This window comes from Sporosarcina koreensis (assembly GCF_001531445.1).
In the GTDB taxonomy this organism is placed as follows: domain Bacteria; phylum Bacillota; class Bacilli; order Bacillales_A; family Planococcaceae; genus Sporosarcina; species Sporosarcina koreensis_C.
In genome coordinates this window covers 104344-130745 of sequence record NZ_LQYA01000004.1, presented here as the reverse complement: position 1 = coordinate 130745, position 26402 = coordinate 104344, and the positions used below count along the sequence as shown (strand labels likewise).

At 43.0% G+C, this 26402-nt stretch carries 27 protein-coding genes; 13 read left to right on the top strand and 14 right to left on the bottom strand.

What is annotated here, in order from left to right; translation table 11 throughout:
- The first annotated feature begins 1 nt into the window (after position 1).
- On the top strand, positions 2-1648 hold the full coding sequence (locus AWV70_RS01770) for a malate:quinone oxidoreductase (RefSeq protein ID WP_082713415.1): 1647 nt from the start codon (positions 2-4) through the stop codon (positions 1646-1648).
- 81 nt (positions 1649-1729) lie between these two features.
- On the opposite strand, the gene AWV70_RS01765 is transcribed toward AWV70_RS01770, so the two are convergent.
- The 3 genes from AWV70_RS01765 to AWV70_RS01755 all read right to left on the bottom strand — a co-directional run bounded on the left by AWV70_RS01765 (position 1730) and on the right by AWV70_RS01755 (position 4949).
- Entirely contained in the window at positions 1730-2854 is a 1125-nt protein-coding gene (locus tag AWV70_RS01765) for a DHHW family protein (RefSeq protein WP_060203809.1), read from the bottom strand.
- Positions 2855-2875: 21 nt separating this feature from the next.
- Positions 2876-4300: an MBOAT family O-acyltransferase gene (locus AWV70_RS01760; RefSeq protein WP_060203735.1), complete on the bottom strand. Its 1425-nt coding sequence runs from the start codon at positions 4298-4300 to the stop codon at positions 2876-2878.
- A 91-nt stretch (positions 4301-4391) separates the two neighbouring features.
- Positions 4392-4949 (bottom strand): DUF4358 domain-containing protein, encoded by a 558-nt coding sequence (locus tag AWV70_RS01755; RefSeq protein ID WP_060203732.1) that lies wholly within the window; start codon positions 4947-4949, stop codon positions 4392-4394.
- 167 nt (positions 4950-5116) lie between these two features.
- Here AWV70_RS01755 and AWV70_RS01750 point away from each other — a divergent pair, with 167 nt between their 5' ends.
- The 4 genes from AWV70_RS01750 to AWV70_RS25045 all read left to right on the top strand — a co-directional run bounded on the left by AWV70_RS01750 (position 5117) and on the right by AWV70_RS25045 (position 7947).
- The gene (locus AWV70_RS01750; RefSeq protein WP_060203729.1) at positions 5117-5866 is read left to right on the top strand and encodes a methionine ABC transporter ATP-binding protein; all 750 of its coding nucleotides are present in this window, start codon (positions 5117-5119) and stop codon (positions 5864-5866) included.
- The gene (locus AWV70_RS01745) at positions 5859-6521 is read left to right on the top strand and encodes a methionine ABC transporter permease (RefSeq protein ID WP_060203727.1); all 663 of its coding nucleotides are present in this window, start codon (positions 5859-5861) and stop codon (positions 6519-6521) included. Before AWV70_RS01750 ends, AWV70_RS01745 begins: the two co-directional genes overlap by 8 nt.
- Before the next feature lie 14 nt (positions 6522-6535).
- Positions 6536-7363, top strand: a complete 828-nt coding sequence (locus AWV70_RS01740) for a MetQ/NlpA family ABC transporter substrate-binding protein (RefSeq protein ID WP_060203725.1) — start codon at positions 6536-6538, stop codon at positions 7361-7363.
- Between the two features lie 452 nt (positions 7364-7815).
- Positions 7816-7947: a hypothetical protein gene (locus tag AWV70_RS25045; RefSeq protein ID WP_268776950.1), complete on the top strand. Its 132-nt coding sequence runs from the start codon at positions 7816-7818 to the stop codon at positions 7945-7947.
- A 324-nt stretch (positions 7948-8271) separates the two neighbouring features.
- Here the strand turns inward: AWV70_RS25045 and AWV70_RS01735 are convergent, their stop codons facing one another.
- Entirely contained in the window at positions 8272-9678 is a 1407-nt protein-coding gene (locus tag AWV70_RS01735) for a purine-cytosine permease family protein (protein WP_060203723.1), read from the bottom strand.
- Positions 9679-9887: 209 nt separating this feature from the next.
- Entirely contained in the window at positions 9888-10376 is a 489-nt protein-coding gene (locus AWV70_RS01730) for a DUF1648 domain-containing protein (RefSeq protein ID WP_060203721.1), read from the bottom strand.
- A 145-nt stretch (positions 10377-10521) separates the two neighbouring features.
- On the opposite strand from AWV70_RS01730, the gene AWV70_RS01725 reads away from it, so the two are divergent.
- Positions 10522-10833, top strand: coding sequence for a DUF378 domain-containing protein (locus AWV70_RS01725; RefSeq protein ID WP_060203719.1), 312 nt, complete (start codon positions 10522-10524; stop codon positions 10831-10833).
- Between the two features lie 17 nt (positions 10834-10850).
- On the opposite strand, the gene AWV70_RS01720 is transcribed toward AWV70_RS01725, so the two are convergent.
- Complete coding sequence (locus AWV70_RS01720; RefSeq protein ID WP_060203717.1) at positions 10851-11447, bottom strand: hypothetical protein; 597 nt, start codon at positions 11445-11447, stop codon at positions 10851-10853.
- Between the two features lie 187 nt (positions 11448-11634).
- Between AWV70_RS01720 and AWV70_RS01715 the strand changes: the two genes are divergently transcribed.
- The 5 genes from AWV70_RS01715 (at position 11635) to AWV70_RS01695 (ending at position 15780) form a co-directional block, all read left to right on the top strand.
- Positions 11635-12156, top strand: coding sequence for a sigma-70 family RNA polymerase sigma factor (locus tag AWV70_RS01715; RefSeq protein WP_153009874.1), 522 nt, complete (start codon positions 11635-11637; stop codon positions 12154-12156).
- Positions 12149-13318 carry a hypothetical protein gene (locus tag AWV70_RS01710; RefSeq protein ID WP_060203716.1) on the top strand — a complete coding sequence of 390 codons (1170 nt, stop codon included), beginning with the start codon at positions 12149-12151 and terminating at the stop codon, positions 13316-13318. The genes AWV70_RS01715 and AWV70_RS01710 overlap by 8 nt, the downstream gene beginning before the upstream one ends.
- 171 nt (positions 13319-13489) lie before the next feature.
- Positions 13490-13987, top strand: a complete 498-nt coding sequence (locus tag AWV70_RS24090) for a DUF6155 family protein (protein WP_235588510.1) — start codon at positions 13490-13492, stop codon at positions 13985-13987.
- 15 nt (positions 13988-14002) lie between these two features.
- Positions 14003-14713, top strand: a complete 711-nt coding sequence (locus tag AWV70_RS01700) for a GNAT family N-acetyltransferase (RefSeq protein WP_060203714.1) — start codon at positions 14003-14005, stop codon at positions 14711-14713.
- Positions 14714-14832: 119 nt separating this feature from the next.
- Complete coding sequence (locus AWV70_RS01695) at positions 14833-15780, top strand: Gfo/Idh/MocA family protein (protein ID WP_060203711.1); 948 nt, start codon at positions 14833-14835, stop codon at positions 15778-15780.
- Positions 15781-15790: 10 nt separating this feature from the next.
- On the opposite strand, the gene AWV70_RS01690 is transcribed toward AWV70_RS01695, so the two are convergent.
- From AWV70_RS01690 to AWV70_RS01660, 7 genes are all read right to left on the bottom strand, one after another.
- Positions 15791-16873, bottom strand: coding sequence for a DUF4179 domain-containing protein (locus AWV70_RS01690; RefSeq protein WP_060203709.1), 1083 nt, complete (start codon positions 16871-16873; stop codon positions 15791-15793).
- Positions 16854-17405: a sigma-70 family RNA polymerase sigma factor gene (locus AWV70_RS01685; protein ID WP_060203707.1), complete on the bottom strand. Its 552-nt coding sequence runs from the start codon at positions 17403-17405 to the stop codon at positions 16854-16856. Before AWV70_RS01685 ends, AWV70_RS01690 begins: the two co-directional genes overlap by 20 nt.
- A gap of 141 nt (positions 17406-17546) precedes the next feature.
- Positions 17547-18989 carry an S-layer homology domain-containing protein gene (locus AWV70_RS01680; protein ID WP_060203704.1) on the bottom strand — a complete coding sequence of 481 codons (1443 nt, stop codon included), beginning with the start codon at positions 18987-18989 and terminating at the stop codon, positions 17547-17549.
- 240 nt (positions 18990-19229) lie between these two features.
- Positions 19230-20252 carry a DUF4179 domain-containing protein gene (locus AWV70_RS01675; RefSeq protein ID WP_060203702.1) on the bottom strand — a complete coding sequence of 341 codons (1023 nt, stop codon included), beginning with the start codon at positions 20250-20252 and terminating at the stop codon, positions 19230-19232.
- Complete coding sequence (locus AWV70_RS01670; RefSeq protein WP_060203700.1) at positions 20227-20772, bottom strand: sigma-70 family RNA polymerase sigma factor; 546 nt, start codon at positions 20770-20772, stop codon at positions 20227-20229. The genes AWV70_RS01675 and AWV70_RS01670 overlap by 26 nt, the downstream gene beginning before the upstream one ends.
- Positions 20773-20902: 130 nt before the next feature.
- Positions 20903-21760 carry a DUF2167 domain-containing protein gene (locus tag AWV70_RS01665; RefSeq protein WP_060203698.1) on the bottom strand — a complete coding sequence of 286 codons (858 nt, stop codon included), beginning with the start codon at positions 21758-21760 and terminating at the stop codon, positions 20903-20905.
- 304 nt (positions 21761-22064) lie between these two features.
- Positions 22065-23258 (bottom strand): coenzyme F420-0:L-glutamate ligase, encoded by a 1194-nt coding sequence (locus AWV70_RS01660; protein ID WP_060203696.1) that lies wholly within the window; start codon positions 23256-23258, stop codon positions 22065-22067.
- A gap of 111 nt (positions 23259-23369) precedes the next feature.
- On the opposite strand from AWV70_RS01660, the gene AWV70_RS01655 reads away from it, so the two are divergent.
- Positions 23370-24251, top strand: a complete 882-nt coding sequence (locus tag AWV70_RS01655; protein WP_060203694.1) for a LysR family transcriptional regulator — start codon at positions 23370-23372, stop codon at positions 24249-24251.
- Positions 24252-24283: 32 nt separating this feature from the next.
- On the opposite strand, the gene AWV70_RS01650 is transcribed toward AWV70_RS01655, so the two are convergent.
- Positions 24284-25552 (bottom strand): OFA family MFS transporter, encoded by a 1269-nt coding sequence (locus tag AWV70_RS01650; protein ID WP_060203692.1) that lies wholly within the window; start codon positions 25550-25552, stop codon positions 24284-24286.
- Between the two features lie 269 nt (positions 25553-25821).
- On the opposite strand from AWV70_RS01650, the gene AWV70_RS01645 reads away from it, so the two are divergent.
- A complete protein-coding gene (locus tag AWV70_RS01645) occupies positions 25822-26370 on the top strand; it encodes a GNAT family N-acetyltransferase (protein WP_060203690.1) in 549 nt (182 codons plus the stop codon).
- Positions 26371-26402 lie beyond the last annotated feature (32 nt).

Below are 26402 nucleotides of genomic sequence, written 5' to 3'. Positions count from 1 at the left end.
AATGAGCAACGGAGAAACAAAAACAGACGTCATCTTAATTGGCGCCGGAATCATGAGTGCAACTTTGGGGACAATGTTGAAGGAATTGGCACCGGACTGGAAGATTACAGTGTTTGAGAAACTCCCAGGCGCTGGTGAAGAAAGCTCGAATGAGTGGAATAATGCCGGAACGGGGCATGCTGCCCTGTGCGAACTTAACTACACGAATGAAAAGCCTGATGGAACTTTAGATATTAGCAAGGCAATCAAAGTCAACGAACAGTTCCAGCTTTCCATGCAATTTTGGTCTTATCTCGTGAACAACCAATTGATCCATAATCCTGAGGATTTCATCATGCCATTGCCTCATATGAGTTATGTGCATGGGAAAGACAACGTAGAGTTTTTGAAAAAGCGTTTTGAAGCGCTTTCCAATAATCCTTTATTCCAAGGGATGGAGTTTTCAGATGATCCGGATCAGCTGAAAGAATGGCTTCCGCTTATGATGAAAGACCGGACTGTGAATGAACCACTTGCAGCGACAAAGATTGATACCGGAACGGATGTCAATTTTGGTGCGTTGACACGCATGTTATTTGACCATTTGCAGAATAATAATGTCGATATAAACTATAACCACAGTGTGAATAATTTAAAACAAACAGCCGACGGATCTTGGGAATTGAAAGTGAAAAATCTTGATAGCGGAGCTGTTGAACAACATACTGCGAAATTCGTATTTATCGGTGCTGGCGGAGGAAGTTTGCATCTCCTGCAAAAATCAGGCATCCCTGAAGGAAAACATATTGGAGGATTCCCGGTGAGCGGGCTCTTTTTAGTGTGCAAAAATCCGGAAATTGTCGAGCAACATCATGCGAAAGTATACGGCAAAGCTTCTGTAGGTGCGCCGCCAATGTCGGTTCCGCATCTTGATACGAGATATATTGATAATCAAAAATCATTGCTATTCGGACCGTTTGCCGGCTTCTCACCGAAGTTCCTGAAGACGGGGTCCAATATGGATTTGATTACTTCAGTCAAACCGAGCAACGTTTTTACGATGTTGGCGGCAGGCGCGAAGGAAATGTCATTGACGAAATACTTGATCCAGCAACTGATGTTATCAAAAGAACAGCGGATAGAAGAGCTACGTGACTTCATTCCGAGCGCTAAAGCTACGGATTGGGATATTGTCGTAGCCGGCCAACGTGTTCAAGTCATAAAAGATACGGAAGCAGGCGGTAAAGGGACGCTTCAATTCGGTACGGAAGTCGTCAGCGGTGCGAACGGTTCGATCGCCGCATTGCTTGGCGCTTCTCCGGGTGCTTCCACTGCTGTTCACGTCATGCTTGAAATAATTAATAGATGCTTCCCGCAACGAATAAAAGAGTGGGAGCCGAAACTCAAAGAAATGATTCCTTCTTATGGCGTGTCACTCGTCAACAACCCTGAGCTCTTAAAGGAAATCCATGCAACAACCGCGCAGGCGCTCGGACTTGTTACGGATGTGCCAGAATCATCTACTGAAGAAGCAATTCAGTTGGAAGAGGAATCCGTTGTTGTTGAAACTGGAGAGACGGAGCAAGATGCCGCTCTGGGAGTAGACCGTGAAGTACCGAACGTAGATGATACATTGATCGTAGAAGAAGAGCCTAAAAAAGAGGAATAATAAGAAAGAGCTGACAGAGGAGAATTGAATTCCCTCCGTCAGCTCATTTTTAGCTTCCCTGAATTCACAATGGTTTGCTAGCTATTGATTAAGCCAAATTAAATTCGGATCCTCTGAAAAAGTGGCGATATTATATAGAAACAAGACGTCGCTAATCGTCTCCTTCTCAATATAGTTATCAAGTTTCTCATGATAATACCGCAAATCAATCATATGGATTTCCTCATAATGATTCGCCAAAAATGGCACGAGTGCATGAGCATACGAGTCTTTGACAACCAGAAGTTTCCGCCCATTCTTCACAGATGAATTGATAACGACTTTTCCATGGTTCCCGTTGAGGAAAAAGGAATATTGATCCCGTTTTTGCAAAAAATCATGTGCATATAGCGAATCCATCACTTGGGTGTCATCATTGAATTCAACACGATAGGAAACGTCGAATTTCGGTACATACATTTCAATCTTGTCGGCTTTCACCGTAAAATCATTCGCTTTCGCATCATAGGTTCCAAAGAAATTTTTAGAAACCGTTTCAATCGTGAAATCCTCTTTCATAAAAGCTTGAAAACCCATCGCGTTCGCGGCATTTTGATAGGCAATAAATGCGCCATGCGTTGTCCAATGATGGTCCGTTCGGAAGTAAATAGGCTCATCTTTCGCTTCCCATAAAGGATTGTATGCATTAAGCCAAGTTGTAGAAGGGTTGAGCAGCTGTTGAATAACGTCCATCCAATATTTCTCACTTTCAGTATAAGCAAAGCGCGGCAACTTCTCGGGGTACATTTCAATTGAAGTGGGAACTAGCATGAGAAATGTATTTGCGCCTTTTATTTTACCTGAGAAGCGATTCATGTAGTCAACATTGGAATTCAATTGCTCGCCAGGCTTTTCAAAGCGTTCAAACAAATACCCGTCTTTTCCGAAATAAACACCGTTATTCTCCCGCTTTCCGACTGCTTTTTCAACAACGGATTTCGTTCCCGTCCAGAACCCCTTTTTAATGAATTGATCGCTTACATACGACTCGAATTCTTTAGTGAAATTTCCGGACGCCAATTGCTTCCACGTGAACTTCGGCATTTGAGCGAGCACGCGGTTCTCGGACTCGGAGAAATAGATGTCCTTCGTGAGAGGGTGCAAGATAGAAATTCCGCCAATAAATACGGCAAACAGCCCGATAAGTATTCGGTTCATTACCTTCATGAAACTCAACCTTTCATTTCCTCAAAAACGGAAATATAGGAATGGATTATAACTGCCATTGACTAAATAAGCGGTGGATACGACCAATAGAATGATGAGGCAACCGATCGACAGCAGCTCAACGGCTTTTCTTTGAAATGAAGCAGGGAACGCTCGTTTGATTTTCCCCTTCAAATGCTTAAGCAAAGGCGTAGAAGCAATGACAGCGATGACAAGTAGGACTCCATGTGTATATAGAAAATAGAGGGCTTGCATGTCATAGAGTTTATTCGTCGTTGCCCCTACCATGACCTTTATGTAAGCAACCCCCTTGTGAAGATCATCGAAAACGAATAAAACCCAACCGAATAGAATGATCACTAGTAAATAGGCATGCTGGAAGAAAGGATGCATTTTCTCTAGCAGTTTCAACAGACCTAGTTTTTCAATGCCTATGAGGAAACCGAAATAGAGCCCCCATAAAACAAAATTCCAGCTCGCTCCATGCCAAAGACCGGTAATCCCCCAAACGATCAGCAAGTTCCGTATAGTGCGCCATGTTCCATTACGACTTCCACCAAGCGGGAAATAGACGTAATCGCGGAACCAGGAACCTAAAGTAATATGCCATCGTCTCCAAAATTCTGTCACGCTTTTTGAAATGTAAGGATAGTTGAAGTTGACGGGGAAATTGAAACCGAACATCTTCCCTAACCCAATCGCCATATCCGAATATCCACTGAAGTCAAAGTAAATTTGAAAGGAGAACGCGATGATACCTAACCATACCGTCAACATGGACAAATCGCTAAGCTCCTGACCTTGAATAGTGAACCATAGCCCTCCGATGGAATTCGCTATAAGCACTTTCTTCCCGAGCCCGACAATGAAAAAACGGACACCTTCTGCAAACTGATCCAGTTGGAATCTACGGTTGGAGAGTTCCTTCGCAATCGTTTCGTACCGAACAATGGGACCGGCGATCAATTGCGGAAATAGAGTTACATAAAGGGCTAAAGTGAGCGGGTTTTTCTGCGGCTCCACCTTTCCCCGGTAGATGTCAATGGAATAAGACATCGTCTGGAATGTGTAAAATGAGATCCCGATCGGCAGCGGTAAATCGAGTGGCATGATCGCTGTTCCGAAGAGCAGGTTCACATTCTCTACAAGGAAATCCGCATATTTGAAAAAGGAAAGGATTGCAATATTAACGACCATAGATGAAAGAAGAGCTATATTTGCAAGAGATGGTCGACTCATTCGATTTTTATGGATTATAAGTCCATGGACATAGTCAATTCCTGCCGAAAAAATCATCAGGAAAATATAGATAGGCTCACCCCATGCGTAAAAGAACAGGCTGACCGCCAATAATACGATATTTTTCATTCTTTTGGGGCAGCTATAGTACAGCAATAAAGCGAGCGGAAGAAAGAAGAATAGAAAGGTTAAACTACTAAAAACCATATGGCACCTCTATTAGGGAAAAGCGGATCCCAGGCTATGTAAGGAAGCCCGAGACACGCTTTTAAAATTCCATGGGTGACGAACACTCTACTTAGAATTGATCGTCAAAAACCTTTTCAATTTGTTCTGGGTTGGAGTAGGTGATATAAATCAAATACTTACCCTTCGTTTTAATTACATTCTGTTTCACTTTTTCATATTGATCCGGCAAGTATTGGCTCCATGTTTGCTCCTGTGCCTGCAGTTCTTTTTCGAGCGAAGCCTTTAATGAATCCACTTTTGATTCTTCCTTAGCATCCAGAACAATGATTTCATCCGCATTAACACTCATCATTGCAGCAATGACGGTGCCGTTTGCAATGTCCTCTTGCTGCAATTGCATCTTCTCAAGCCAGACCGGAATAGCAGGGTCGCTTTCCTCACTTGCCGTTAGGTTAGTGTGAAAGTAGTTCATAATGTTGCCGTCCACTAGCACTTCCTCTTCGATCCCAGCTTCTTTTAAATCCTTGGCCATTTGTTCTTTAATAGCGTTTACGATTGAATCGAATGACGCGTTTGTTGTTTCATTATTGCCGCTATCGGATTGTTTTGTACAACCGACCATAATCATTAAAACGACTGTTACCAATACAATGCTGATTTTTCTCATGATGACCTCCTGAAGTCTTTGCTCTTTATGTGTCATTTGTCGAATGGAACCAAAAAAGGTTTCACTTTCGAATTGTTAAAAATATCCTAAAATGACAACCTAGTCAGATTGGGTTATAATAAATAGCGTCGCAATCACCCTTCAAATGATAGAAAGGGGATTTTTTTATGATTACATTACATAATGTGAGTAAAAGTTTCTTGCGTTTTCAGGCTATTCAATCAGTCTCCTTATCGATAAAAAAAGGCGAAATCCACGGCATCATCGGGGCAAGCGGGGCTGGAAAGTCGACGCTGTTGCGGCTTATGAATTTATTGGAAGTCCCGGATGAAGGAGAAGTGGAGGTCAATGGTCAAACGTTGACAAATTTGAACGGCAAACAACTTCGGCAAGCTAGGAAATCGATCGGTATGATCTTCCAGCATTTTAACTTGGTCGCGAATAAAACGGTGTTTGAAAACGTTGCTGTTTCATTGAAACTGGCGAAGTTTCCGAGGAAAGGGCGCAGTGAACGTGTGAAGGAGTGTCTTCAGTTTGTCGGCCTTTCGAGTTTCATGGATAAATACCCAGCGCAATTGAGCGGCGGACAAAAGCAGCGTGTGGCGATCGCGAGGGCATTGGCAAACAATCCGCAAGTTTTGCTATGTGATGAACCGACATCTTCACTCGACCCGAATACGTCTGCTGAGCTTCTAACTGTATTGCAAGACATTAACCGGACCTTCGGAGTTACGATTGTCATTGTCAGTCACGAGATGGATGTGATCAAAAGCATTTGCAGCCGCGTCACTGTTATGAACGAAGGACAAGTCTTCGAGACGGTTTCCATTGAGCCGAAAGGGATTGGCATCATTGAGAACAGCCCTAGTTTCTTTGTGGAACAGCTAACAAAGGACGGTGAAATGGGTCATGCCTGATATTTTACTTCAATATCAAGCCGAGATCTTGAGTTCGATCGAGGAAACTTTCATCATGGTCGGCGTTTCGATTGCTGCGGCCGTAATAATCGGACTTCCAGTTGGCACATGGCTCTTTTTGTGCAGGAAAGGGCAAATATATGAGAACCGTATCGTCTTTTCGGTTTTGAATTTATTCGTAAATATCATCCGTTCGTTCCCATTCCTATTATTGGTCGTCTTCCTCATCCCGTTCACAAGGATGCTCATCGGAACTGCCATTGGGACGACAGCTGCAACCGTGCCATTATCCATCATCGCCATCGCGCATTATTCCCGGCTCGTTGAACAATCGTTGCTCGACGTGCCAAAAGGTGTAATAGAGGCGGCGATTGCTATGGGGGCTTCGGTCAGGCAAGTCATCTTTAAATTCCTATATGTCGAAGCCCGCTCCGGACTCGTGTTAGGGTTAACGACGTCGATCATCAGTTTCATTTCCTATTCGACGATCATGGGTGTTGTTGGAGGCGGCGGTATCGGCGACTTTGCAATCCGGTATGGTTACCAGCAATTCAAGACGGATTTGATGATGTACATGATTATCATAATGGTCATACTGGTGCAGTTCATCCAATTTACCGGGACGACTGTATCAAGAATGATAGATAAACGATAACAGGAGGAAACAAAATGAGAAAACTACTGTTGCTGACGGCATTGCTGATGGTTTTATTGGCAGGCTGCGGCAAAGATAAAGCAGCGGATACCCCTGCTAACGTACAAGAGAAAGACGAAGCAGTGACGATGAAAGTCGCTTCTTTGATTCCACCGATGACGGAAATCCTTGAGCTTGTGAAACCGAAGCTTGCGGAGGAAGGCATCGATCTTGAAATTGTTGTATTAGGCGACAATGTGCAGCCGAACAGTGCGCTTACAGCGAAAGAAGTAGATGCAAACTTCTTCCAGCACGTGCCGTACATGGAGGAATTCAACCGTAATAATGACGCAAACTTAGTTCCGATCACACCGATCTATTTTGCCAATTACGGTGTTTATTCGAAAGACTTCAGCTCTATGGAAGAACTGCCGGAAGGTGCTGTCATCGCAATGGCGAACGACGTTTCCAATATTGACCGTTCGTTGTCATTGCTTGCACAACACGAAATCATTACATTAGGGGAAAAGACGGACACGTATTATACGCAAGCGGATATCGTCGACAATCCGAAAAACTTTAAGTTCGAGGAAGTCGATTTGCTCATGCTTGCGCGCATGTACGATGATGCGGATGCAGTTGTCATGACACCTGCTTACGCGGCTCCGCTCGGATTGACACCGAAAAGCGACGCATTGCTTACAGAAGGCGTCGAAAATGATTTTGCAATCACATTAGTAGCACGCGAGGACAACAAGGACTGGGAGCCGATTCAAAAGTTGGCTGATGCAATGACAAGTCCGGAAGTACGTAAGTTTTTAGAAGAGAACTATGACGAAACCGCAATTCCAGCGTTTGAATAAGGTGAAAGAGTCATTCCTGTTATTTTTATAACAGGAATGGCTTTTTTCATCTACTGACCAAAGGTATATCGAAAATATTGTAGCGCACTTTTCGTAAAATCTGAATATCTTTTGTTACGTATTATGTCAAGCTGTTTGCTGTTATTATGCGTACCTAAACTTGTTTTGCAATCGTGACAGTAATAGCATTTTTCATTGCCGTATTCGCGGCTCAAAATGATTGAATTACTCTCTTTCTTACCATTTTCTAAACCACAATTATGGCAATTCTCTCTAGGGCTCATAGTTCCCCTCCCCGTTGAAAAGACATTTTGCCCATTTGTTTTTTTATTACTTTGAAAATATGATAGAATTTTGTCGAATTATAAAGATTTTTCCGTACCTTAGTCTCCTTTCATCACTCAAACAACTGATGTTATAATTATTACAATATTTTAAAAGGAGGTGCTAATTTGAAAAAGAAATTTTTTCTTACTTTTTCTGCATTGATTCTTTCAGTTACTTTGTCAGGTGTAGGCACTGCTTCAGCTGATTGGATAGGTCCCTGCAAACCGTGGGAAAATTTTTGCCATGTAGATCCATGATGAACAGCTGATTATTACCTTGGACAAGCGCAGCCAATGTTGAATTGGCTGTTTTTGCACGTTTTTCTACTTTCCAAAGATTTATTCCCCCATACGCCTCTAATACTCTGTATGCAACTCTTCATCCGTCATCCTGATGAATGCTGATTCGCTCCAACCGATCCATAAGGAGAGCAGGGGGATGCCATCAACCTCTTTCTAGCTTGATAAGGCGTTATGTTAATCGATCATTTCCCAACATTCATTGCCATTCCGGAATTTATGATGAATCAGAATTTCATAAAAAAACCATGCCCGTTGGCAATCGGGCATGGCTTTTATCATTCATCGTTTCAGTTTGTCTTCTTCGACAATATGAGTTGGTTCCTGCAGTAAATAATATTTCCCTTTTGTCAGTACCGCCATGATGACCGTCAAAATAGCGGCGAGCACAGCAGCGAAAAACGCAGCTGTCGATTGGAGGAATACTCCCATATAGCCAAGTGCGGCAATTGTGCCGATTACACTTGAAACCAGGAGGGAAACAACACCGACAGGATTCCATTTATATAAATAATCTTGTGTCGCGACATAATAATTCGGTCCAATCTTCAACCATTTTTTGACGACGAGCGCATCCGTCACTAAGATGGACGCCCATGCAAACAGGAAGACGCCTTGGAATGTCATGACCGTAGTGAGGTGGTCTACAATGCCGCCAAGCATTAGAGCAATCGCCGTCAACGCGGAGACAACGACCCAAAACCGTCGGCCGGGGGTGAAACGGAAGATATTTTCAAAGAAGTTTGATAAGGAGAGTGAACTACTATAAATATTTGTGACATTAATACGCAATTGCGTCAACATGGTAAATAACGCACCGCCGATTCCGAGCAGCAGTACAATATAAACGCCTGGATCCGATTCCAAGTAACGGACACCGAACCAGATACCTAATCCTCCCATAACGCCGTAACAAAAAATTTGAGGAATGAACCCGATTGCTAAAGATCCGATTTTGATATCTTTAGGGCGTAAAAAACGGGCATAATCAGAAGCGAGAAGAGCGGTCAAGCCCATAATCCCATTATGCATACCGATGCAGAACAGCAGCGCAGTCCCGCCAAGCTGTACTCCTTCCGGCATATAAGAGAAAACAGGACCCGTATAAATAGCAGGTTTGATGAAGGAAACAACAATTGCAGTAATCAAGAAAAGAAGAAAAATCGGTAATGACCATTTTTGCAGCTTGTCCAGTTGTTGAATACCAAACCAATTAAGAGGAATAACAATGAGTCCAAATACGAGGATTAAAACCCATTTCGGAAAGGAAGGGAGAAAATGGTGGACGGCCGATATGAGAATCAGGCCTTCAAACGCACAATACATAATGAAATTCGATGCGTAAATGAGAGAAGTCAACGATGCTCCTATATAGCCGAAGCCGCCGCCCCGGGATAATAGGTTCACATTCATTCCCGACTTGGCCGATAAATAGACGATGACTGTACCGAGCAAGCCTGCTACGATGATTGCGTAGCCAGCGGAAATGAGGGCGTTCGGAGCCCCGAATTGGAGAGCCATCACGCTTCCCATCTGGAAGTAAAAAATAGCTGTAGCGATGCCAAATGTAATGTTGGTAATGCTAAGCCAGCCTTTCGTTCGATCCTCACGAGGTACACGGTCCAAAGAATAATCCCGGACGACCTCAACACCAGTGTCTTGTTGCAAAGTAGTTTGTTCTGTTGTCATAGATTCCAGCTCCTTATTGTGAATCGCTCACTCCTTCAGCCCTTAGGCATATTTTTAATCAAACTTCTTATAAAAATGCTCACCTCTCAATTTTATCAAAAAGTAACGAAAAAACCAAGCGTTATGCTTGGTAGGATTTCTGTATCAACATGAGAAAGTCAATTTTAAATTGATATGCCCTTTGCTAAAAAACTATGGAAAGACAATATTTATTTTAATGAACGGGCAATGAAGAATGCCATCGACCCGAAAATGATAATAAGAAAAACAGGTAGGAAGACAATGCCTAGTGAGTCGATGTTCCCTAATGCGACTTGCTCTGTACTGTACGTAAGAAAGACGAATAGGAGGACGCATTCATTTTTTAGGACATTCAATAGCATCCGTGAATTTTTATATTGGAATTCGATGTTGTTCTCATTCAGCTTCATATAATTATGCCACTCGGGATGCTTTTCCAGAAAGGACATGAAAACAGCCAGGAGGGCAGCGATGACAGGCAACAGGATGAGCTCCCATTTGGATCCCCATCGATTCACGTCACCAGCGGCGTTGTAATGCGCAGGCACTTGATCAGGAAGCTGGCTCCAAATGACGATTGTGTAGACGATGCCGGCCAAATAGACGATTGCTGTAATACTATCCAGCAATTTTTCGAATAATGTTTTCGGGATATCCAAGACAGGCTTATTGTTCACGTTACACACTCCTTTATTCTTTCATGTACGGATAGTCCATACGAAAGTTTTATTCATCTGAAGAAGCAAAAATGTTTCTGGGATGTATGAAAATCCTCATTTAGCAAAAGATAATAGTAATTGTTAACATGAGGAGGAGTATGAAATGGGAGCAGTTCGACGGATTGCATTGGCATTGGTTATCATTGGAGCATTGAATTGGGGCCTGATTGCTTTTTTCCAGTTTGACTTGGTTGCCTCTTTATTTGGCGGACAGGATGCATTTATGGCAAGGGTGGTTTATGCCCTTGTAGCGATTAGCGGTCTAATCTGTTTGGCAATTTTATTCAGTCCGGATGAAGACAGGGAAGTCGTAACGACCCGCCGGCAAATCTCTAATCCTAACTTCAATACAGAATTTGGCGATGAACCGGACTTCACAAGGGAACGGAAATTAGCTGAAAAAGACGAGGACTAATAAGAGTGACAGTCAACCTACGAGCGAGGGTGGCTGTCACTCTTATTTTCTTCCTCAATCATTTCCTCGATTTTTTCCATTTGCTCTTGAACCTCTTCTTCCACATCAGTCGTAGCGGGAATGAAAGGATCGTTATTATAATCGATACGTTTCCCATAGCGCAGCATTTCGTATAAGATCATCCCGTTGTTCGGCTTGCCGTTCAGGGTGAACATCGGGACAATATCCAAAAGTACATAGTAGAATACATAAAAAATGAAGCGTTCCCAGAAGATCCTGTAGTCCTCAAGGAAACCATTCGCCAGTAACGCATTAATGGCAAACGCCACAACCAAATTGATGAGGATGGGGCCCGCGTAAATGCATATATACGCAAACTTTCCATCCCTTTTCAGAGAATCAAAAGAAAACCAGCTATACAAATGATAATATTTCCGTATATCAAATATGCCGATTTTTTTAAAACGGGGACCCGATCCGATCGTCAGCCTTGGATTTTTGACGCCAAAAATAACACTCGCGATAAGGTAACCGGATTCCCTTAGAAATGTGACGACTGGCAGAATGATGAAGACGGAGATGATCAGCGAAGCTAAATCAGAAAGTCCGAACATGAAGAACACCTGCCTAACATAACGAAAGAGATGATCCTTTTATTCATACCCGGGTGTCTGCTGCCCAAACAAACATGTTAAAGTTAAAAATATCCATTGAAATCTTAACGTTAGAATGAAAGATGACAGAAAATGAAACCGTTTCATCATTTGCTTTGTCTAACAAGTAGGGAAGGGAGGCGGAGGGGTGGAGAAACAGGAACGGGACCGATTACTTTTAACTGCCATGAATTCCTATGGGGATTACTTGATGCGGCTTACATACGCCATTGTGAAAGATGAAAAGAAGGCGGAAGATATCGTTCAGGAAGTGTTCATCCGCTATTATTTGAATCTCGATAAATTCGAGGGCCGCTCGTCCATTAAAACATATTTATACAGGGTTGCCATCAACGAGTGCCATAACTATTTCAAAAGCTGGGCCTATAGGAAAATGGAAATCTCAAATCTATTCGGTCATTTGCTAATCAACAAGGATACGCCTGAATGCGAGATAATCCAAAAGGAATCAGATGATCATGTTGCGAAACTGATTGAGGGGCTGCCGCTGAAGTATCGGGAAGTCATTTGGCTTCATTATTATTCCGAACTGTCCGTCGCAGAAATTGCAAATGTGTTGGACTGTCCAGTGAATACTGTCAAAACAAGGCTTGCGAGAGGAAGAAAACTGGCGCGCATAGCCTTCGAGGAGGGGAATGATTATGCATGAGCACATACGAAAAAGCTTGGACCAATCGATTCCTGAACAGGTGAGGTTAAGGGATGAGCGGAAGAGGGCGATTGTGGCGGAAGCGCATCGCCGGCTCGAAAAAGGATCGCCTACGAGGAAGCCCGCCTTGAAGCCGCTAATATCCGCGGTTGCCGTTGTCGGGATTGCCGGATTCCTTGCGGTGCCGTATATCCAGCATGAGATGGGAGAGAAGGCAATTGTAGAATCAATGCCTTCCGAAGTTGTCCATAAAGTTTCCATACTTGGCGAGAATCTTGCTACATTGATTACTGCGATTTATGTGGATAAAACGAAGGAAATGATTTTCACGGATGGGTATAGAATCTATGCGTATAATACGGAATCTAAAATAAAAGAGATCCTAGTAGAACGAGAAGAGGATGCGAATATATCGGGATATAATGTCGCGGCAAATGAGCGTTGGATCGTTTGGAAGCAGGATGATATAGAGGGTTATTCAATATTGAATCGGTTGAACGGGGAAGTCCGAAACATTCCCGATGAATTGCATGGTATGCAGATTGATGGGGATCAGCTGAACTATACATCTGTAAGTCAGGGGAATATATGGTTCACACAACTGGACTTGAAGACGCTTGAGCAGACCCAGCTAATTGATTTGCATTCGCAAAGGTTAAAATTAGAATATACAAGGGGAGCAACAGGGAAATTCATCATCACAGATTACGGAGAATCCGATTCTTCACAATTTAAATTTACAGTGCATGATCTTAAATCGCAGCGTCAAATAGGCGAGTACTCATTTCCATACGAAAACGCAATTAATCTCTCCATTTCAGGAAATAAGGTGTTTGCCGAGCTTTTTAATGAAGGGGATACGGGGCCGGTCTTGGGCTATGTAGACTTGACGGATGGACAGTTCTACATAGTGGAGACGCCAAAGTTTTTTGCGTATGCCGTGTTCGAAGACATTCTTGCGCTCGATGTCCCGGTGAAGGATTCCCGTACTATCAAACTTTATAGGATCGAAAATAATCAAGCACATGCGTTGCCGGTGTTGGATCATATACAGGAACGCCTTGTGAAGCCAAGGTTTACGCCTGAAGGATCATTAGTTGTTAACGTGGAAGGCACCGATTTTTATTCGTTGTACGTTGTGGATGCAACTAAACTGAAATAGGATGGTTATAGGTAAAGTGCAGCAGTCGGACCTAGACGATAGGAGGCTGCTTTTTTGAAAAAGAAGGGATTGGTATGTTTTCATCGAATAAATTAAATTAGAAATACCCTAAAAAGAAAGGAACGGACAATAATGGTGAAAGTGACAGATGTAAAAAGGTATGTTTAGGATTTGGAGCATAAGGAGTTAGTTGGAATCATTACGGAACTCTTTAAAGCCAATAAGCCGGTACAAGATTATTTTGCTGTTAAAATTAATGGCGAGGCGGCGATTGAGGAGCTGTACGAAAAGGCGGCGGAAGAGGTTACTAATGAATTTTTCCCTACTAAAGGTTATGTGAAACTGCGCCTGTCCGTTGCGAAGAAGACGATAAGCGAATATAAGAAAATAACAGGAGATGCTGAGGGAGCGACAGGTTTAATGCTCTATTACGTAGAGCTTGGGACGGAATTTACGAATACATACGGGGATATTGACCTCCCATTTTACAATAGCATGCTCTCGATGTACGAAAAAGTAGTGGAAGCGTGCGAGGATGATAAACATTTATATGGCCTTTTTAGTGATCGCCTATTCAAAGTCGTGGAAGAAAGTGACGGGGTAGGTTGGGGGTATCATGACGGCCTTTGCAATATTTATTACTCATTGGGCTGGTTGGAAGAGGACTAATTAGGGGGTGGCAATGTGAATTTATTTAACACAATCAAGAAGGATCAAGAGTATTGGCTTGTTGACCAAGTGAAAGTAGAGGGAGTATCCGAGCTGGAATATAGAGATGCTTTTAAGAGTTTACTTGGCGATTGGCGGGACAATCAAGTTGAGTATTTGTCTCTTTTAATGGATGCTACGAATGAAGAATGGTTGTTGGAACAGGGCTTCCGCAAGATTTCAACGATCGTGGAATATACCCGGGCGTTGGATGAAAGTTTTACCGATGACCCTGAAATTACATCGGAAGCTTTAACAGATAGTGAAATGCCAAATTCGGATTTTGCGGAGCTGTACGAGCGTTGCCGCAGTGGATCCGCGAATAAAAACAAGCTATTCACAATCGAGCAAGTGATGGAGTCGCTCGAAAATGAACTTGGTTCTGAATGGAGGGCATCTTGTTTCATCTTCCGGAAATCAGGCGAGCCTATCGGATTGAGCATCCCCATTATTGAGCAAGGCACTGTCGATGAGGGGCGCCTGTTTTATTTCGGCGTCGTGCCGGAATGGAGAGGGAAGGGATATGGAACTGTCCTTCATCGGATTTCATTAAGCGTGCTGAAGGAAATTGGCGCGTCGATTTATGTCGGCAGCACCGATGAAGCAAATCGTCATATGATCAGTATTTTTGAGCGGAACGGCTGCCGGTTGCGGGATCGGAAAGGGATTTACCGGATAGATAGGTGAGAAGTTCTCGTTTTCGCGTCAGGATCCATTCTTTCGCACAAGGGCCCATTCTCTCTCTGGCAATGAATAAATGACAGCCTGCCTCGCCTATTAAACGATAGAAAAAAGGGGGAATTACTATGATACATATCGGCATCATCGGCCTAGGAGCCATTGGTCAAAGGTTGATCAAGCAATTTACTGAGCATGATGAAGTCGTGATAACTGCGGTTTGCGACCGGAATGAATCACTTGCGAAGAAAACATCCGAACAATTGGGCAACGTAGAAGCCTATACGGATTATAAACAGCTGCTTGCCAACACACAGGTGGATCTCGTCTACGTAGCGGTGCCGCCGAAATTCCACCACGCCATCGTGATGGATGCCATTGAGGCGAAAAAACATATTCTTTGTGAAAAACCGTTGGCGAACTCGCTGGAAGAGGCGAGGGAGATGGCGGATGCTGTGAAAGAAGCGTGCGTCGTGCATGCCATGAATTTTCCACTGAATTATGGCCAAGCGGCCTCGAAATTTGCTGAGCTAATCAACGAAAACTACATTGGTAAGTTGCGCCGCCTCCAGCTTTCGATGCATTTTCCGGCATGGCCGCGTGCTTGGCAGAAAAATGACTGGGTCGGCGGGCGAGAGCAAGGCGGCTTTGTCCTTGAAGTCGGCGTCCATTTCATCCAGCAGACGCTAAAATTATTCGGTGAAATCCACAATATCCAAACACGTTTAGAATTCCCTGATGACCCGACGCTAGGCGAGACGGGCATCATTGCCACATCCGAACTCGAAGATGGTACGCCTGTGTTGATTGAGGGAATGAGCGGACTTGCGGGCAAGGAGCACATCGGTTTCACAGCATATGGAACGGAAGGCGTCCTAACGCTAGAAAACTGGGGAGAGGTAAGGGGAGGGAAAATGGGTGACACTCTCGAACCGATTTCCCTTGAAGCCACCACTCACCCGCGTTTAATTGACGAGTTGGTAAAAGCAGTGAATGGGCAAGAAGCGGATCTTTATGACTTTGAAGTCGGCTACCAAGCGCAGAAGATATTGGAAGAATTAAGAAAAGAAAAGTAGAGGGGACCCTCTACTTTTCTATTTCAATAACAATCTCATCCAGCTCAAACTCTTCCATCGGTGCAGTGCTGCCTTCATTGCGGTAGTATGACCCATTTTCATTCGTGCCATCCCTTTGCGCAAGTCTTACACTTGGCGTAATAATTAGCTTTGTTGCTTTAGGATTAAGCTTCTCAAATGTATTGGAATGTTGACTGTCGAAGCCGCCATTATGTTCATTTGCATATATATTTCCTAAATCATCCCTAACTTCAATATCGACGCTAATAAAATCCCATTTTATTTGTTGCTCCGTTGATACTCTTTCATCATAGTAAATGATAAATGACATTGGCGTAAATACAGCTCTTTTGATATTGACAGCAACGCCATTCTTGGCGGATGTCAATTTGACCACTTGTTCCTTATTATCAGTCGCCTTCAAATCAAACTGGAACTTCCAATTTCCAGGAATGACTTCCGCGTCATCTCGCGGCTCCATCAATATCCCATTGATATTGAATTCAAAGCTGCCTTCTTCCACTCGATAATCCGGCCAAAGAGTGGCTGTTGTAATTCCTGCATAGTGAGTATCATTGATCTTTTTCACATTGTGTTGGGCAGATACAAGGCGCGAAATGGATTCGTCAAGCATTTTGGGCATACCATCCAGCCAAGGGGTTTCTCCTAAATCCGTCTCCGTTATCAAATCATATGTGATGTAAAGCGTTTTCCCGTCAAACACCGCTTCATTCACCGTCATTCTGATCCCGTTATCCTCTTGCGTCATTGCAAGTGTATTGGCATGCTCATCATAATCCTGATAGAACCCATCATCGTTAAACCATTTAAACACTTGCCCAATAATCGGGATTTCCTGCGCAAACGAAGTGAAAGACAGTCCAAATAATGCAGCTGAAGACAATCCAATCGTAATCGACGCCGCTGCAGCCATCTTTCTCCATCTAACAGGCTTGGGCTTTCTGATTTTCCTTTTCAAATCCATCATCACTCTTGATTTTTCCGCCTCGCTCACTTCCTCCACTTCCTCCACTTCAAACTGGTTGATGTCCATTTTCATATCATTTAAGTGATCATACACGTCCTTCTTCATACAATAACCTCCCATTATGCCGAAGAGTCTTTTTTCCCCTGTACACCCGATTATCGACTGCGGATTTGCTCAAATTAAGTTGTTCCGCTGTTTCTTCTGCTGAAAACCCGAGCAGATATCTCATAATGAAAATCTGCCGGTCGATCGGTTCCAATTGATGAAGCAGTTCATTGACCGTATCTTCCATGTCGTCTTCAGTGGCTGCTTGTATTGGGATTTCCAAAAACTCCGAAGTGATTTCAAAGTTCTTCGCCTCTTTCCTGTAATAGTCGATCGCTTTGTATTTGGCGACTGCACAAATCCAGTTTTTAAAGGCGTTTTCATCACCTCCGCGGAACTTTTTTGCGTTCTGCCAAACCGAAAGAAAAACATCATTCACGCATTCGCCAATCAATTCTTCCTGTTGAATCGGTCCGAGAACTTGCCGCACAACACTTTTCAGCAGCGGCAAATAGCGATCGACGATATAGTCCAAGGCATCTTCCTTTCCTGATTGGAGACGTTTGATAAAGTTGGTTTCATTAGACTTCATAGTTTTCTCCTTTATTCCTTTGTAAAAGCTTCTACACCCTATATAACGAATAGGGAACGGTGGAATTCGCAGCATTTCATAAAGTGTTTAATTTAACAATAAAACCCCTTAACCGGTTTGCATCGGTTAAGGGGCTGTATATTAATGATACCTATCCGAAGGGGAAGCGATCACTTTAATAATGGATCCTATTTTTTGGACGTTTATAGACAATTCCTCATAAGCGCCTTTACTGTCAGGGAATTTCACGTTGACCGTGCCATCCGAAATCCCTTCAATATGGAATATGTTCGTGTTTTCATCCCTCTTTATGATGGCGATTTTTTCGCTGTCCTTTGGAATGACATGCTTTCCGAGCTCGCTTGCAGAGCCGCGGAGTTCAATCGTAACAGTTGGTTGTTCTTCAATCGTTTGGATGAGTAAATTGAAAGAGGATTCATGAACAGCAGCCGAAACCCCATAACGAACGACCTTTTCGTTTTCATAATGCACGGTCGCAATATATTCTCCTGGTTTATCAATGAAGAAACAGGAGGACACAGGCTGGGTGACCGTGTAGTTACATGACTTTAGCTTCACTTCCTCTTGAAGCATCGCACCTTCCATCGTGGCGAGCAAAATATTTTTCACTTTTTCAGGCCCTGTATTCAGGCTGACTTCAGTTGTATTAATATCTTCCGATTGCTCGAGCGTCGTCTTCCATATACCGTCTTTTTGCTTCACATGTACGTAAAGCTTCCGGTAATCCTCATGCGACTCCTCTCCTGTGACAGGATCTTTTGTTTTCCCTACTAATGAAAGAGTGGCTGTCCCTTCGCGCATCGGAATGATTTGAATCTCCCTCCACGTGGAACGATCACTTGGAATTGAATGGATGACATCGTCTAATTGGTCATAGCTTGTATACGTATAGAAGGAGTCCCATCCATAGTCCGCCGCTTTTAGCGTAATCGTCGACTCTTTCACTTTCTCTGTCTTGACGATCAGCACTGCAGCCTGTGCTCTGGAAATAGGTGCATTTGGGCTGAATGTTGTCGGTGACGTACCCGATGTGATGCCCATCTTGTATAAGATATTGATCGTCGTCTGGTGGCTCGCGAGCCTTTGGGTATCGGTGAATGGATTTTCACTACTGCTGTAGGGATATGGCGGTAGTCCGAAAGCTTTCACGAGAATGGAAGCCATTTGCCCCCGGGTAATCGAGTCGTTGGGGCCGAATCGCCCGTCCCCGTAGCCGTTGATGACGCCTGCATTGGCGAGTGCGGCAATTGCTCCGTAGTTCCACTGCGATTGTGACACGTCCTTGAATCCGGGATCTTTCACATTCTTTGTATCGAGGTTTCGCAACTTCGCAATAATGGCTGCTGCCTGTCCGCGTGTTATGGAAGCAGCCGGCTTGAATGTCCCATCCTCATAACCGCCGATAATATTCCGTTCAGCAAGTTCATAAACCGCATTCGCATATGGTTTCGCCGCCGGGACGTCTGTGAAGCTGCCTACACTCGCAGCAATTGTGTGAGAAACTAGTAAACTGCCCGCAATCACAAGTGCTCCAACAGTTAACTTTAGTTTTCGAATGAACATTTGATGGCCTCCTTTGATAATTGAATGTTTTGATAGTATCTTAACATATAAAATGATCTGAGAGGCTTTTTTGACCGGCATTGCTGCTAAAAGTGAAGAAATGAAGCGGGCATTAAGTCCCGAAATGATAATATATCTTGGGAAATGATCGATAACTTCCGGGAAATAATCGATATATCCCGGGAAATGATCAATAAAAAACTGTCGGCCATTTTTACACGACCGACAGTGGGCTACTATTTATAATTCAACTTCAATGTCTTCAAAGTGAATCACTTTTGCACCTTCAAGTGTACTCACAGTCGCAAACGGGTGAAATATGAGTTTAGTCGCTTGCGGATCAATATTATGGATGGTTGCGCTCCATTGCAGATCCTCCCGAGTGCGAGCACCGCCCTCAGTAAACCCGCCGTTATAAGGAACTTTGTATTCATTCCCCAGATCATCCGTCGCTTTCAATTCCGCCTCGACTGCCGTCCAATCATCCAGCAATGCAGGATCGACCAATTGCTGATAGTAAATATTGAAGGTTAGCGGTGTCTTTCTCACTTCCTTGAATAGGATAGCTACACCATCTTTTTCAACTTGCCTATTCAAAGTCTGCACTTCGGCTTCGATTCGCGGCAGGGAGAAATCGAGCTTCCAGTCGCCTTTCACCTCTTTTTTATCGCCAAGCAGCATTTTGGGCTTCCAAACGATGTCTACCTCATCGGGTGTGTCCTCAAAATGGGGAGTGATGGTCATAATGCCTGCGTAGCCTAATCCCTTCACTTTCTCAAAGGAGGCGCCAGTATTTCCAGGAGGCACGCCCTTAACAGATGGCCAGCCGTCAAAAATTAAGGTTGAGCCATAATCTTTTTTTGTTTGCATCGTCACTGCCAAAGTGATGGTCGTCCCATCGAACACCCCTTGGTCGATATTGATTAAAACGCCTTTATCCTCCGCAGTCCGTCCGACGTCTGTCGCAAGCTGTCCGAACTCCTTATAGGCTGGTTGACTCGTTGAACCGAAATAGTCGAATACATTTCCGATGATCGGCAGTTGGCTTATCATATTCGCCATTGCTGGATTCAACAGTACCGTTCCGCCTAAAATGCTAATTGCCAATGTGGCAGCAAGTACATATCCAGCACGTCTTTTGCCAGTCCTTTTACGGGGTGGAGCCTCCGATTTAAATGAATTCTCAATGATCAAATCAAGCTTCTCACTTGGCACATGAATGGCTTCCATCGTTTCTTCAATAACTTTCGTTTCGTCTTTCATCCATATAAGCTCCCTTCATTTTTGTTTTCAACAGGGCCAGACCCCTGTGTAAGTTCGTTTTGACAGTACCCTCAGGACATCCAAGAATGTCCGCAATCTGATTGACTGTGAAATCATGATAAAAGCGCAAAACGAGAACGGATTTGTACTTTTCATCTAATCCATAAAGGACATTGGTCAAATCCAATTTTTCTTCAAGAGAGCCGCTCACCTCTACAACATCAGGAATTGAATAGCTTTCCATCGTGACAATCTTTTTGTTTTTGCGGAGTTCCTTCAATGAAACATTAATGCAAATCCGCGTAATCCAAGTACTGAAATACGCCGGATTCCTGAGTTGGTGTATGGATTCAATGGCTTCCAATATGGTTTGCTGAATTACTTCCATGGCATCATGTTCATTTTTCATATGAATGAATGCCATTTTATACAGTTTGTCTTTCTCGTCTTTCAGAAGCAGTTGCAATGCATTCTGATCCCCCTTGATCGCTTGCTTTATCAGCCTCTCTTTTTTCGGCATGGAATCACCACCTTCTATAGATTAGGTGAACGGGATGGATGAAACGTTTCAACTATTTTAATAGGGAGTAATGGGAGGGGAAGTCTAAATGAAAAAAGCTCAGCCCTATCACGATAGGGCCAAGCTTCCTTTATTCTCCCGCAGGTTCAACAGGGTCGCTAGTACTCTTCTTCTTTTTTCGTAGAAAGCTCCAAATTGCAGCAACGCCAGCTATGATCAAAATGCCGAACTTTTTACCGAATGCAAGGATGACTGCGAGTAAACCTGCCTTTTTGGCAACAGCTAAGCCTGCTCCTCCCAAAATAAGCGTGGATAATCCAAACCCTGCTTCTTTATCTGTGGACTTGTCGAAATCGGAGTATTTATTGCCATCTTTCACGTTGAGCATGGACAGGATCTTTTCATCGAGGATTTGTTTGTCAATCTCTCTATTATTCGGGTCTGTCACAAGAATGACCGAGATATTTCCTTCTCTCGTGAGAATACGTGTATTATAATTCAAAAAGGTTTCTTTATTCTCATCCTCGAGTAATAGGGACCAAGTGAGGTTATTGGTTTTTTCGTCATAGAAAGGTTCAATGTCCCATCCGGTTACATAATAGCGGTCTCCTGGTTGACGCTCTTTATTCACTTCTTCCGCGCCATCTTTATAGCTCTTCAACAGTGCTTTGGCATTGATCTTTTCTTTCTCATCGTCTTTTATATGACCTGTTTCTTCATAATCGAAAAAAACAGCCCATGTTTGATTGTCATCCATCGGGAAGATGCTTCCCACCTCAAACCCAGAAACTGGATCACCATAATCTAGTGACATTTGCTTCGTATCCTCTGCATCAAGAAAGATAAATTCAGGGTCAAGTTCAATAGAGGCTACAGTTCCCAGATCAACCGACACACCTCCTTCAATCCAGTTATACTCACTTTCCGCACTTGCTGTTGCACTGAACGTCAAGCAGAATACTGCAAGCATTCCCAACAATCGTTTCATGTTGATAAATCCCCCATTGTCTATGATTTTTTCTAAGATTAGTATCCATGTGAAACACTCATTCACTGTAGTAATGAAGAAAGAAATATTCCAAATGAAACCAATTATGATTATATCAACTATTTTTAAAAATAATATTTAATAATGGAATTTGTTCTCTTTTTTCAAGTAAATAATTACTAGTTCCTATAAAGTTTTACTGCACTCTAGCTATTTCGATATGATTAATTTCCGTTTTTTTCAATTCGTAAATAGACGAATACCAAAAACCCCCTAAACCGTTCATTGGTTTAGGGGGCATGGATTACTTCGTATAGTTATCAAAATATCCTTGGATGAACACAATCGGAGTTCCTTTATCGCCGCTGCCTGAAGTTAAGTCGGATAAAGAGCCGATGAGGTCCGTCAGTTTACGAGGAGTAGTCCCTTGGGATTCCATCGAGCCGACGAGGTCTTCCTCTTTATTCTCAATGAAGTCATTGATCGCTTTTTTCAGTTCTTCGCCGCGTAAATCTGCGAAGTTGTTATCTGCAAGGTATTTCAGTTTGATTTCATTCGGTGTGCCGTCAAGGCCTGCTGTGTAGGCAGGTGATACGACCGGATCCGCGAGTTCCCAGATTTTGCCGACTGGGTCTTTGAAAGCGCCGTCGCCATACACCATGACTTCAACCGTTTTTCCAGTCTTCTCCTTCAATGAAGCTTGAATCGTATCGACAATCGGCTGACAATTGCGTGGGAAAAGCTTCACGCTGTCTTCTGTTGCTTTGTTGGAGCCGAGAAGTCCGTATGCTTCATTAAAACCGCTGCCATCGACAGATTCTGCAAGGATGTTATCGAGGCTATAGATCTTTTCGCCGCCGTTCGCTTTCAAGATGCGCTTCGTTCTTTGGCGCGTATGGATATCGCAAGTGAGCACGTCTTTCGTGTAATCGAGAATCGTCTTCGCGTTGTTCGAGAAGATGACCTCGCATTCCACGCCGTACTCTTCAACGATTGATTTATAGTAGTCGATGTAGTCGACACCAGTGAATGTATGTTTATTGTAGCCGAAATGGCTGCGGAATTCTTGTTCATTCAATACGTCCGTCCAAGGGTTGACACCCTTTTCGTCGAGCGTGTCGATATCGACAAGGTGATTGCCGACTTCATCGGATGGATAGCTAAGCATCAAAACGATTTTCTTTGCAGCACCTTTCGCGATTCCGCGGAGACAGATGGCGAATCGGTTCCGGCTTAAAATCGGGAAGATGACGCCGATTGTGCTGTCGCCGAATTTCGATTGTACGTCTTTCGCAATATGGTCGATTGTTGCGTAATTTCCTTGCGCACGAGCTACGATGGATTCCGTGATTGTGACAATATCTCTGTCATTGATGGTAATTCCTTCGACTTCTGACGCTTTCAACACGCTATCTACAACGATTTCTTCAATATTGTCCCCTTTATTGATGATCGGGCAACGAAGACCTCTGACAACCGTTCCTACAACTCTTTCCAATGTTATCGCTCCTTATCGCAAAACTTTACTGACGATCTACTTGTACTATACTACCGTTTAATGGTATAAGTAAAATTAATATCTCTAATAATGGGTATAAGAGGTGGTTATGTGGTAAGCAAATTAGATTTGTATCGCATTTTTTGTGTCGTTGGCAAAAATGAAAGCTTTTCCGGAGCCGCGAAGGAACTTTTTATGACGCAGCCGGCCATCAGCCAATCGATTATGCAGCTGGAACGGGAGCTCGATACGCGACTCTTCAACCGGACGCCTAAAGGAGTCACGTTGACGAATGAAGGAAGCCTTCTTTTGGAGTATGTTAATTCGGCCATCAATTTAATCGAAATCGGTGAAGAAAAGATTGCTGAGTTCAAAAATCTGACGACCGGCGAACTTCGAATTGGCGTCGGAGATACCATTTCCAAGTATTTTCTACTGCCCCAACTGGAAGCCTTCCGTAATCGATACCCGAATATCAAATTAAAAATCGAAAATGGCACGACGGATGAACTTATTTCCTTCCTCAAATCGGGGGAAGTCGATATCGTCGTCTGCAACTTGCCTGTCAGCGATCCTTCGTTGAATGTTACATCTTGCATGGATATCCACGATACGTTCGTCTACGGCGATAAATACAGGAAATTGCTTGCAAGGCCGGTCGGATTCCGGGAGCTCGCCAAGTTGCCACTCATTTTTCTTGAACCAAGTTCGAATTCGAGGAAATATGTCGAAGAGCATTTCTTATCTGAAGGAGTAAAGATCTCGCCTGAATTCGAATTGGGCTCGCATGACCTTGTGGTAGAGTTTGCGAGGATGAATATGGGGATTGCTTGTGTCACAAGGGAATTTACAAAAGACTATTTGGAAAGCGGGGCACTTCATGAAGTCCAGCTGGCCGAGCAGATTCCGCATAGGAGCATCGGCGTCTGTTCATTGAAAAGCGTGCCGCTCTCGCCGGCTTCGACAAGATTCTGGGATTTGTTGGTAAAGTAATGAATAAAAGGATGCCTAAAAAGGTGTCCTTTTTAATTCGTTACTATTTTTTTCTTCCAATTCGATTCTTCATTTTCCAAGGATACTTTATCAGGTTTCACAACGAGAATACTAATGAGCGTCGCGACCGTGAAGAGAGCCATAATGACATATAACACCGCGTCGTAGGATTGTGTCTTTTCTAGAATAAAAGCACTCAATTGATTGCCCGACAGTCCTGCCAATGCCCAAGCAGATAAAGCCAAGCCATGCACAGTAGAAATCGTATCTAGACTAAAGCGGTCAGATAACAATGGGGGCAATGATGAAAATCCTCCGCCATAACCTGCATTCACGATACAAAGCAGCGCAATAACAAGAATTGCTATGGAATTCTCAATGCCATCAAGCAAAATGGTTAGTAGTATGGCTGATATAGAGGAGATGAAGATAATTTTGTAGATGGAGTTGCGATCTTTTAAGCGGTCGCCCCATGAAGAGAAAATAATCCGTCCACCTGCATTGAAAATAGCTGTCAACGAGCTAACGAAACCAATCGCTCCAAATCCAATGAACGCCAAAATTCCTTTTTCTTGTGAAATCAACGCTAATCCACATGTAATATTAATATAGAACATCAACCAAATGCCGATGAATGTTTTATTTGTTAACACTTTTCGATAGCTAAAACTTTTGGTATGTATACTTTCTTCTTCATAACCGGCTGGCTTTTTAAGAAGCAAGTGTCCGATCACCATCATGATTAAATAAATACCTGCTAAAATATAAAACATTGTATATATATTCGTAGCATTTACTAAGATACCCTCCCTGTTTCTATCTCCAAGCAGTTTCTCCATTAATGGACTTGCGATCACCTTTGCCAAGCCGAACCCTGCGACAGCAAGGCCTGTTGCTAAACCTTTTTGCGTCTCAAACCAAAGCATTAATGTTTTTACCGGCGTTAAATAACCGATGCCAAGCCCAATTCCCATCACAATTCCATAAGAAATATAAATCCCTATCAATGACTTTTGATAAATGAAGAAACCTGTTCCTGCCATTCCGACGATGAAAAATAATGCTGCTAGAAGGGACGACTTATGTATATCTTTCTCGACAAATTTTCCGCCGAATGCAGCCGACATACCAAGAACAAAAATGGCTAAACTAAACGCCCATTCGATTTGACCAACTGGCCTTTCAATGTAAGTTGCAATATCATTCTTGAATAATGACCAACAATACACCGTACCAATACTACAGTGAATTAATAAAGCTGGAAGTACAGCACGAATCCACTTATTTTCAAATTTCTCCAAAGTAAAACCCCTTTCTATACATATAGATTAAAACGAACTATTTATTAGTTTTAAATGCATTCGTTCGCGTTTAGATTTATAATATAAGTGAATTAGGATAATATTAATTGAAATTATATCTATTCACGAAAGTTAATAACGTGATTATATACTAACTCCGTACATAAAGATAGAGTAATTAGAAAAAAGGTCTTTAATAAAACACCTTTTCCAAAAAACTACATTATAATTAAAGATTAAATGATCATCAAAAAAGGGGGATCAGTGGAATGTTTAGTTACAAAATAGATGAAGATATTGAATTGCGTTTATTAGAGCATAGACATGCCGACCAGCTATTCCAGTTGACCGACCAATCAAGGGAAAGCTTACGTGAATGGCTGCCGTGGATCGATTTTACGAGGACGGTTGCGGATTCGAAGAATTTCATCGGTGGCACTTTGCAGCAGTTCAGCAGAAATGACGGCTTCCAGGCGGGCATCTGGTACAAAAGGGAGCTTGCCGGCGTGATTGGCTTGCATGGCATTAATTGGTCAAACAAATCGACATCAATTGGCTATTGGCTAGGAAGTGGCTTTGAAGGCAAAGGCTTGATGACGAAAGCTTGCCAGGCGGTTGTTGACTATTGTTTCAATGAATTAGAACTAAATCGGATTGAAATCCGTACAGCGACTGAAAATAAAAAGAGTATGGCAATACCAGTTAGGCTTGGATTCCAGCAAGAAGGTCATCTTAAACAAGCTGAATGGCTATATAACAAGTTTGTCGATCATTATGTATTTGGAATGGTGAAAGTGGATGGAATAAACGGTAAATAGCAAGGTGCCTACCCTAAATATGGACTTTAAGG

What these genes read in the sequence shown, in the direction of transcription:
- AWV70_RS01770 (WP_082713415.1), top strand. Translation starts at nt 2, where the DNA reads ATGAGCAACGGAGAAACAAAAACAGACGTCATCTTAATTGGCGCCGGA.
- AWV70_RS01765 (WP_060203809.1), bottom strand. Translation starts at nt 2,854, where the DNA reads ATGAAGGTAATGAACCGAATACTTATCGGGCTGTTTGCCGTATTTATT.
- AWV70_RS01760 (WP_060203735.1), bottom strand. Translation starts at nt 4,300, where the DNA reads ATGGTTTTTAGTAGTTTAACCTTTCTATTCTTCTTTCTTCCGCTCGCT.
- AWV70_RS01755 (WP_060203732.1), bottom strand. Translation starts at nt 4,949, where the DNA reads ATGAGAAAAATCAGCATTGTATTGGTAACAGTCGTTTTAATGATTATG.
- AWV70_RS01750 (WP_060203729.1), top strand. Translation starts at nt 5,117, where the DNA reads ATGATTACATTACATAATGTGAGTAAAAGTTTCTTGCGTTTTCAGGCT.
- AWV70_RS01745 (WP_060203727.1), top strand. Translation starts at nt 5,859, where the DNA reads ATGCCTGATATTTTACTTCAATATCAAGCCGAGATCTTGAGTTCGATC.
- AWV70_RS01740 (WP_060203725.1), top strand. Translation starts at nt 6,536, where the DNA reads ATGAGAAAACTACTGTTGCTGACGGCATTGCTGATGGTTTTATTGGCA.
- AWV70_RS01735 (WP_060203723.1), bottom strand. Translation starts at nt 9,678, where the DNA reads ATGACAACAGAACAAACTACTTTGCAACAAGACACTGGTGTTGAGGTC.
- AWV70_RS01725 (WP_060203719.1), top strand. Translation starts at nt 10,522, where the DNA reads ATGGGAGCAGTTCGACGGATTGCATTGGCATTGGTTATCATTGGAGCA.
- AWV70_RS01720 (WP_060203717.1), bottom strand. Translation starts at nt 11,447, where the DNA reads ATGTTCGGACTTTCTGATTTAGCTTCGCTGATCATCTCCGTCTTCATC.
- AWV70_RS01710 (WP_060203716.1), top strand. Translation starts at nt 12,149, where the DNA reads ATGCATGAGCACATACGAAAAAGCTTGGACCAATCGATTCCTGAACAG.
- AWV70_RS01695 (WP_060203711.1), top strand. Translation starts at nt 14,833, where the DNA reads ATGATACATATCGGCATCATCGGCCTAGGAGCCATTGGTCAAAGGTTG.
- AWV70_RS01690 (WP_060203709.1), bottom strand. Translation starts at nt 16,873, where the DNA reads ATGAAGAAGGACGTGTATGATCACTTAAATGATATGAAAATGGACATC.
- AWV70_RS01685 (WP_060203707.1), bottom strand. Translation starts at nt 17,405, where the DNA reads ATGAAGTCTAATGAAACCAACTTTATCAAACGTCTCCAATCAGGAAAG.
- AWV70_RS01680 (WP_060203704.1), bottom strand. Translation starts at nt 18,989, where the DNA reads ATGTTCATTCGAAAACTAAAGTTAACTGTTGGAGCACTTGTGATTGCG.
- AWV70_RS01675 (WP_060203702.1), bottom strand. Translation starts at nt 20,252, where the DNA reads ATGAAAGACGAAACGAAAGTTATTGAAGAAACGATGGAAGCCATTCAT.
- AWV70_RS01670 (WP_060203700.1), bottom strand. Translation starts at nt 20,772, where the DNA reads ATGCCGAAAAAAGAGAGGCTGATAAAGCAAGCGATCAAGGGGGATCAG.
- AWV70_RS01665 (WP_060203698.1), bottom strand. Translation starts at nt 21,760, where the DNA reads ATGAAACGATTGTTGGGAATGCTTGCAGTATTCTGCTTGACGTTCAGT.
- AWV70_RS01645 (WP_060203690.1), top strand. Translation starts at nt 25,822, where the DNA reads ATGTTTAGTTACAAAATAGATGAAGATATTGAATTGCGTTTATTAGAG.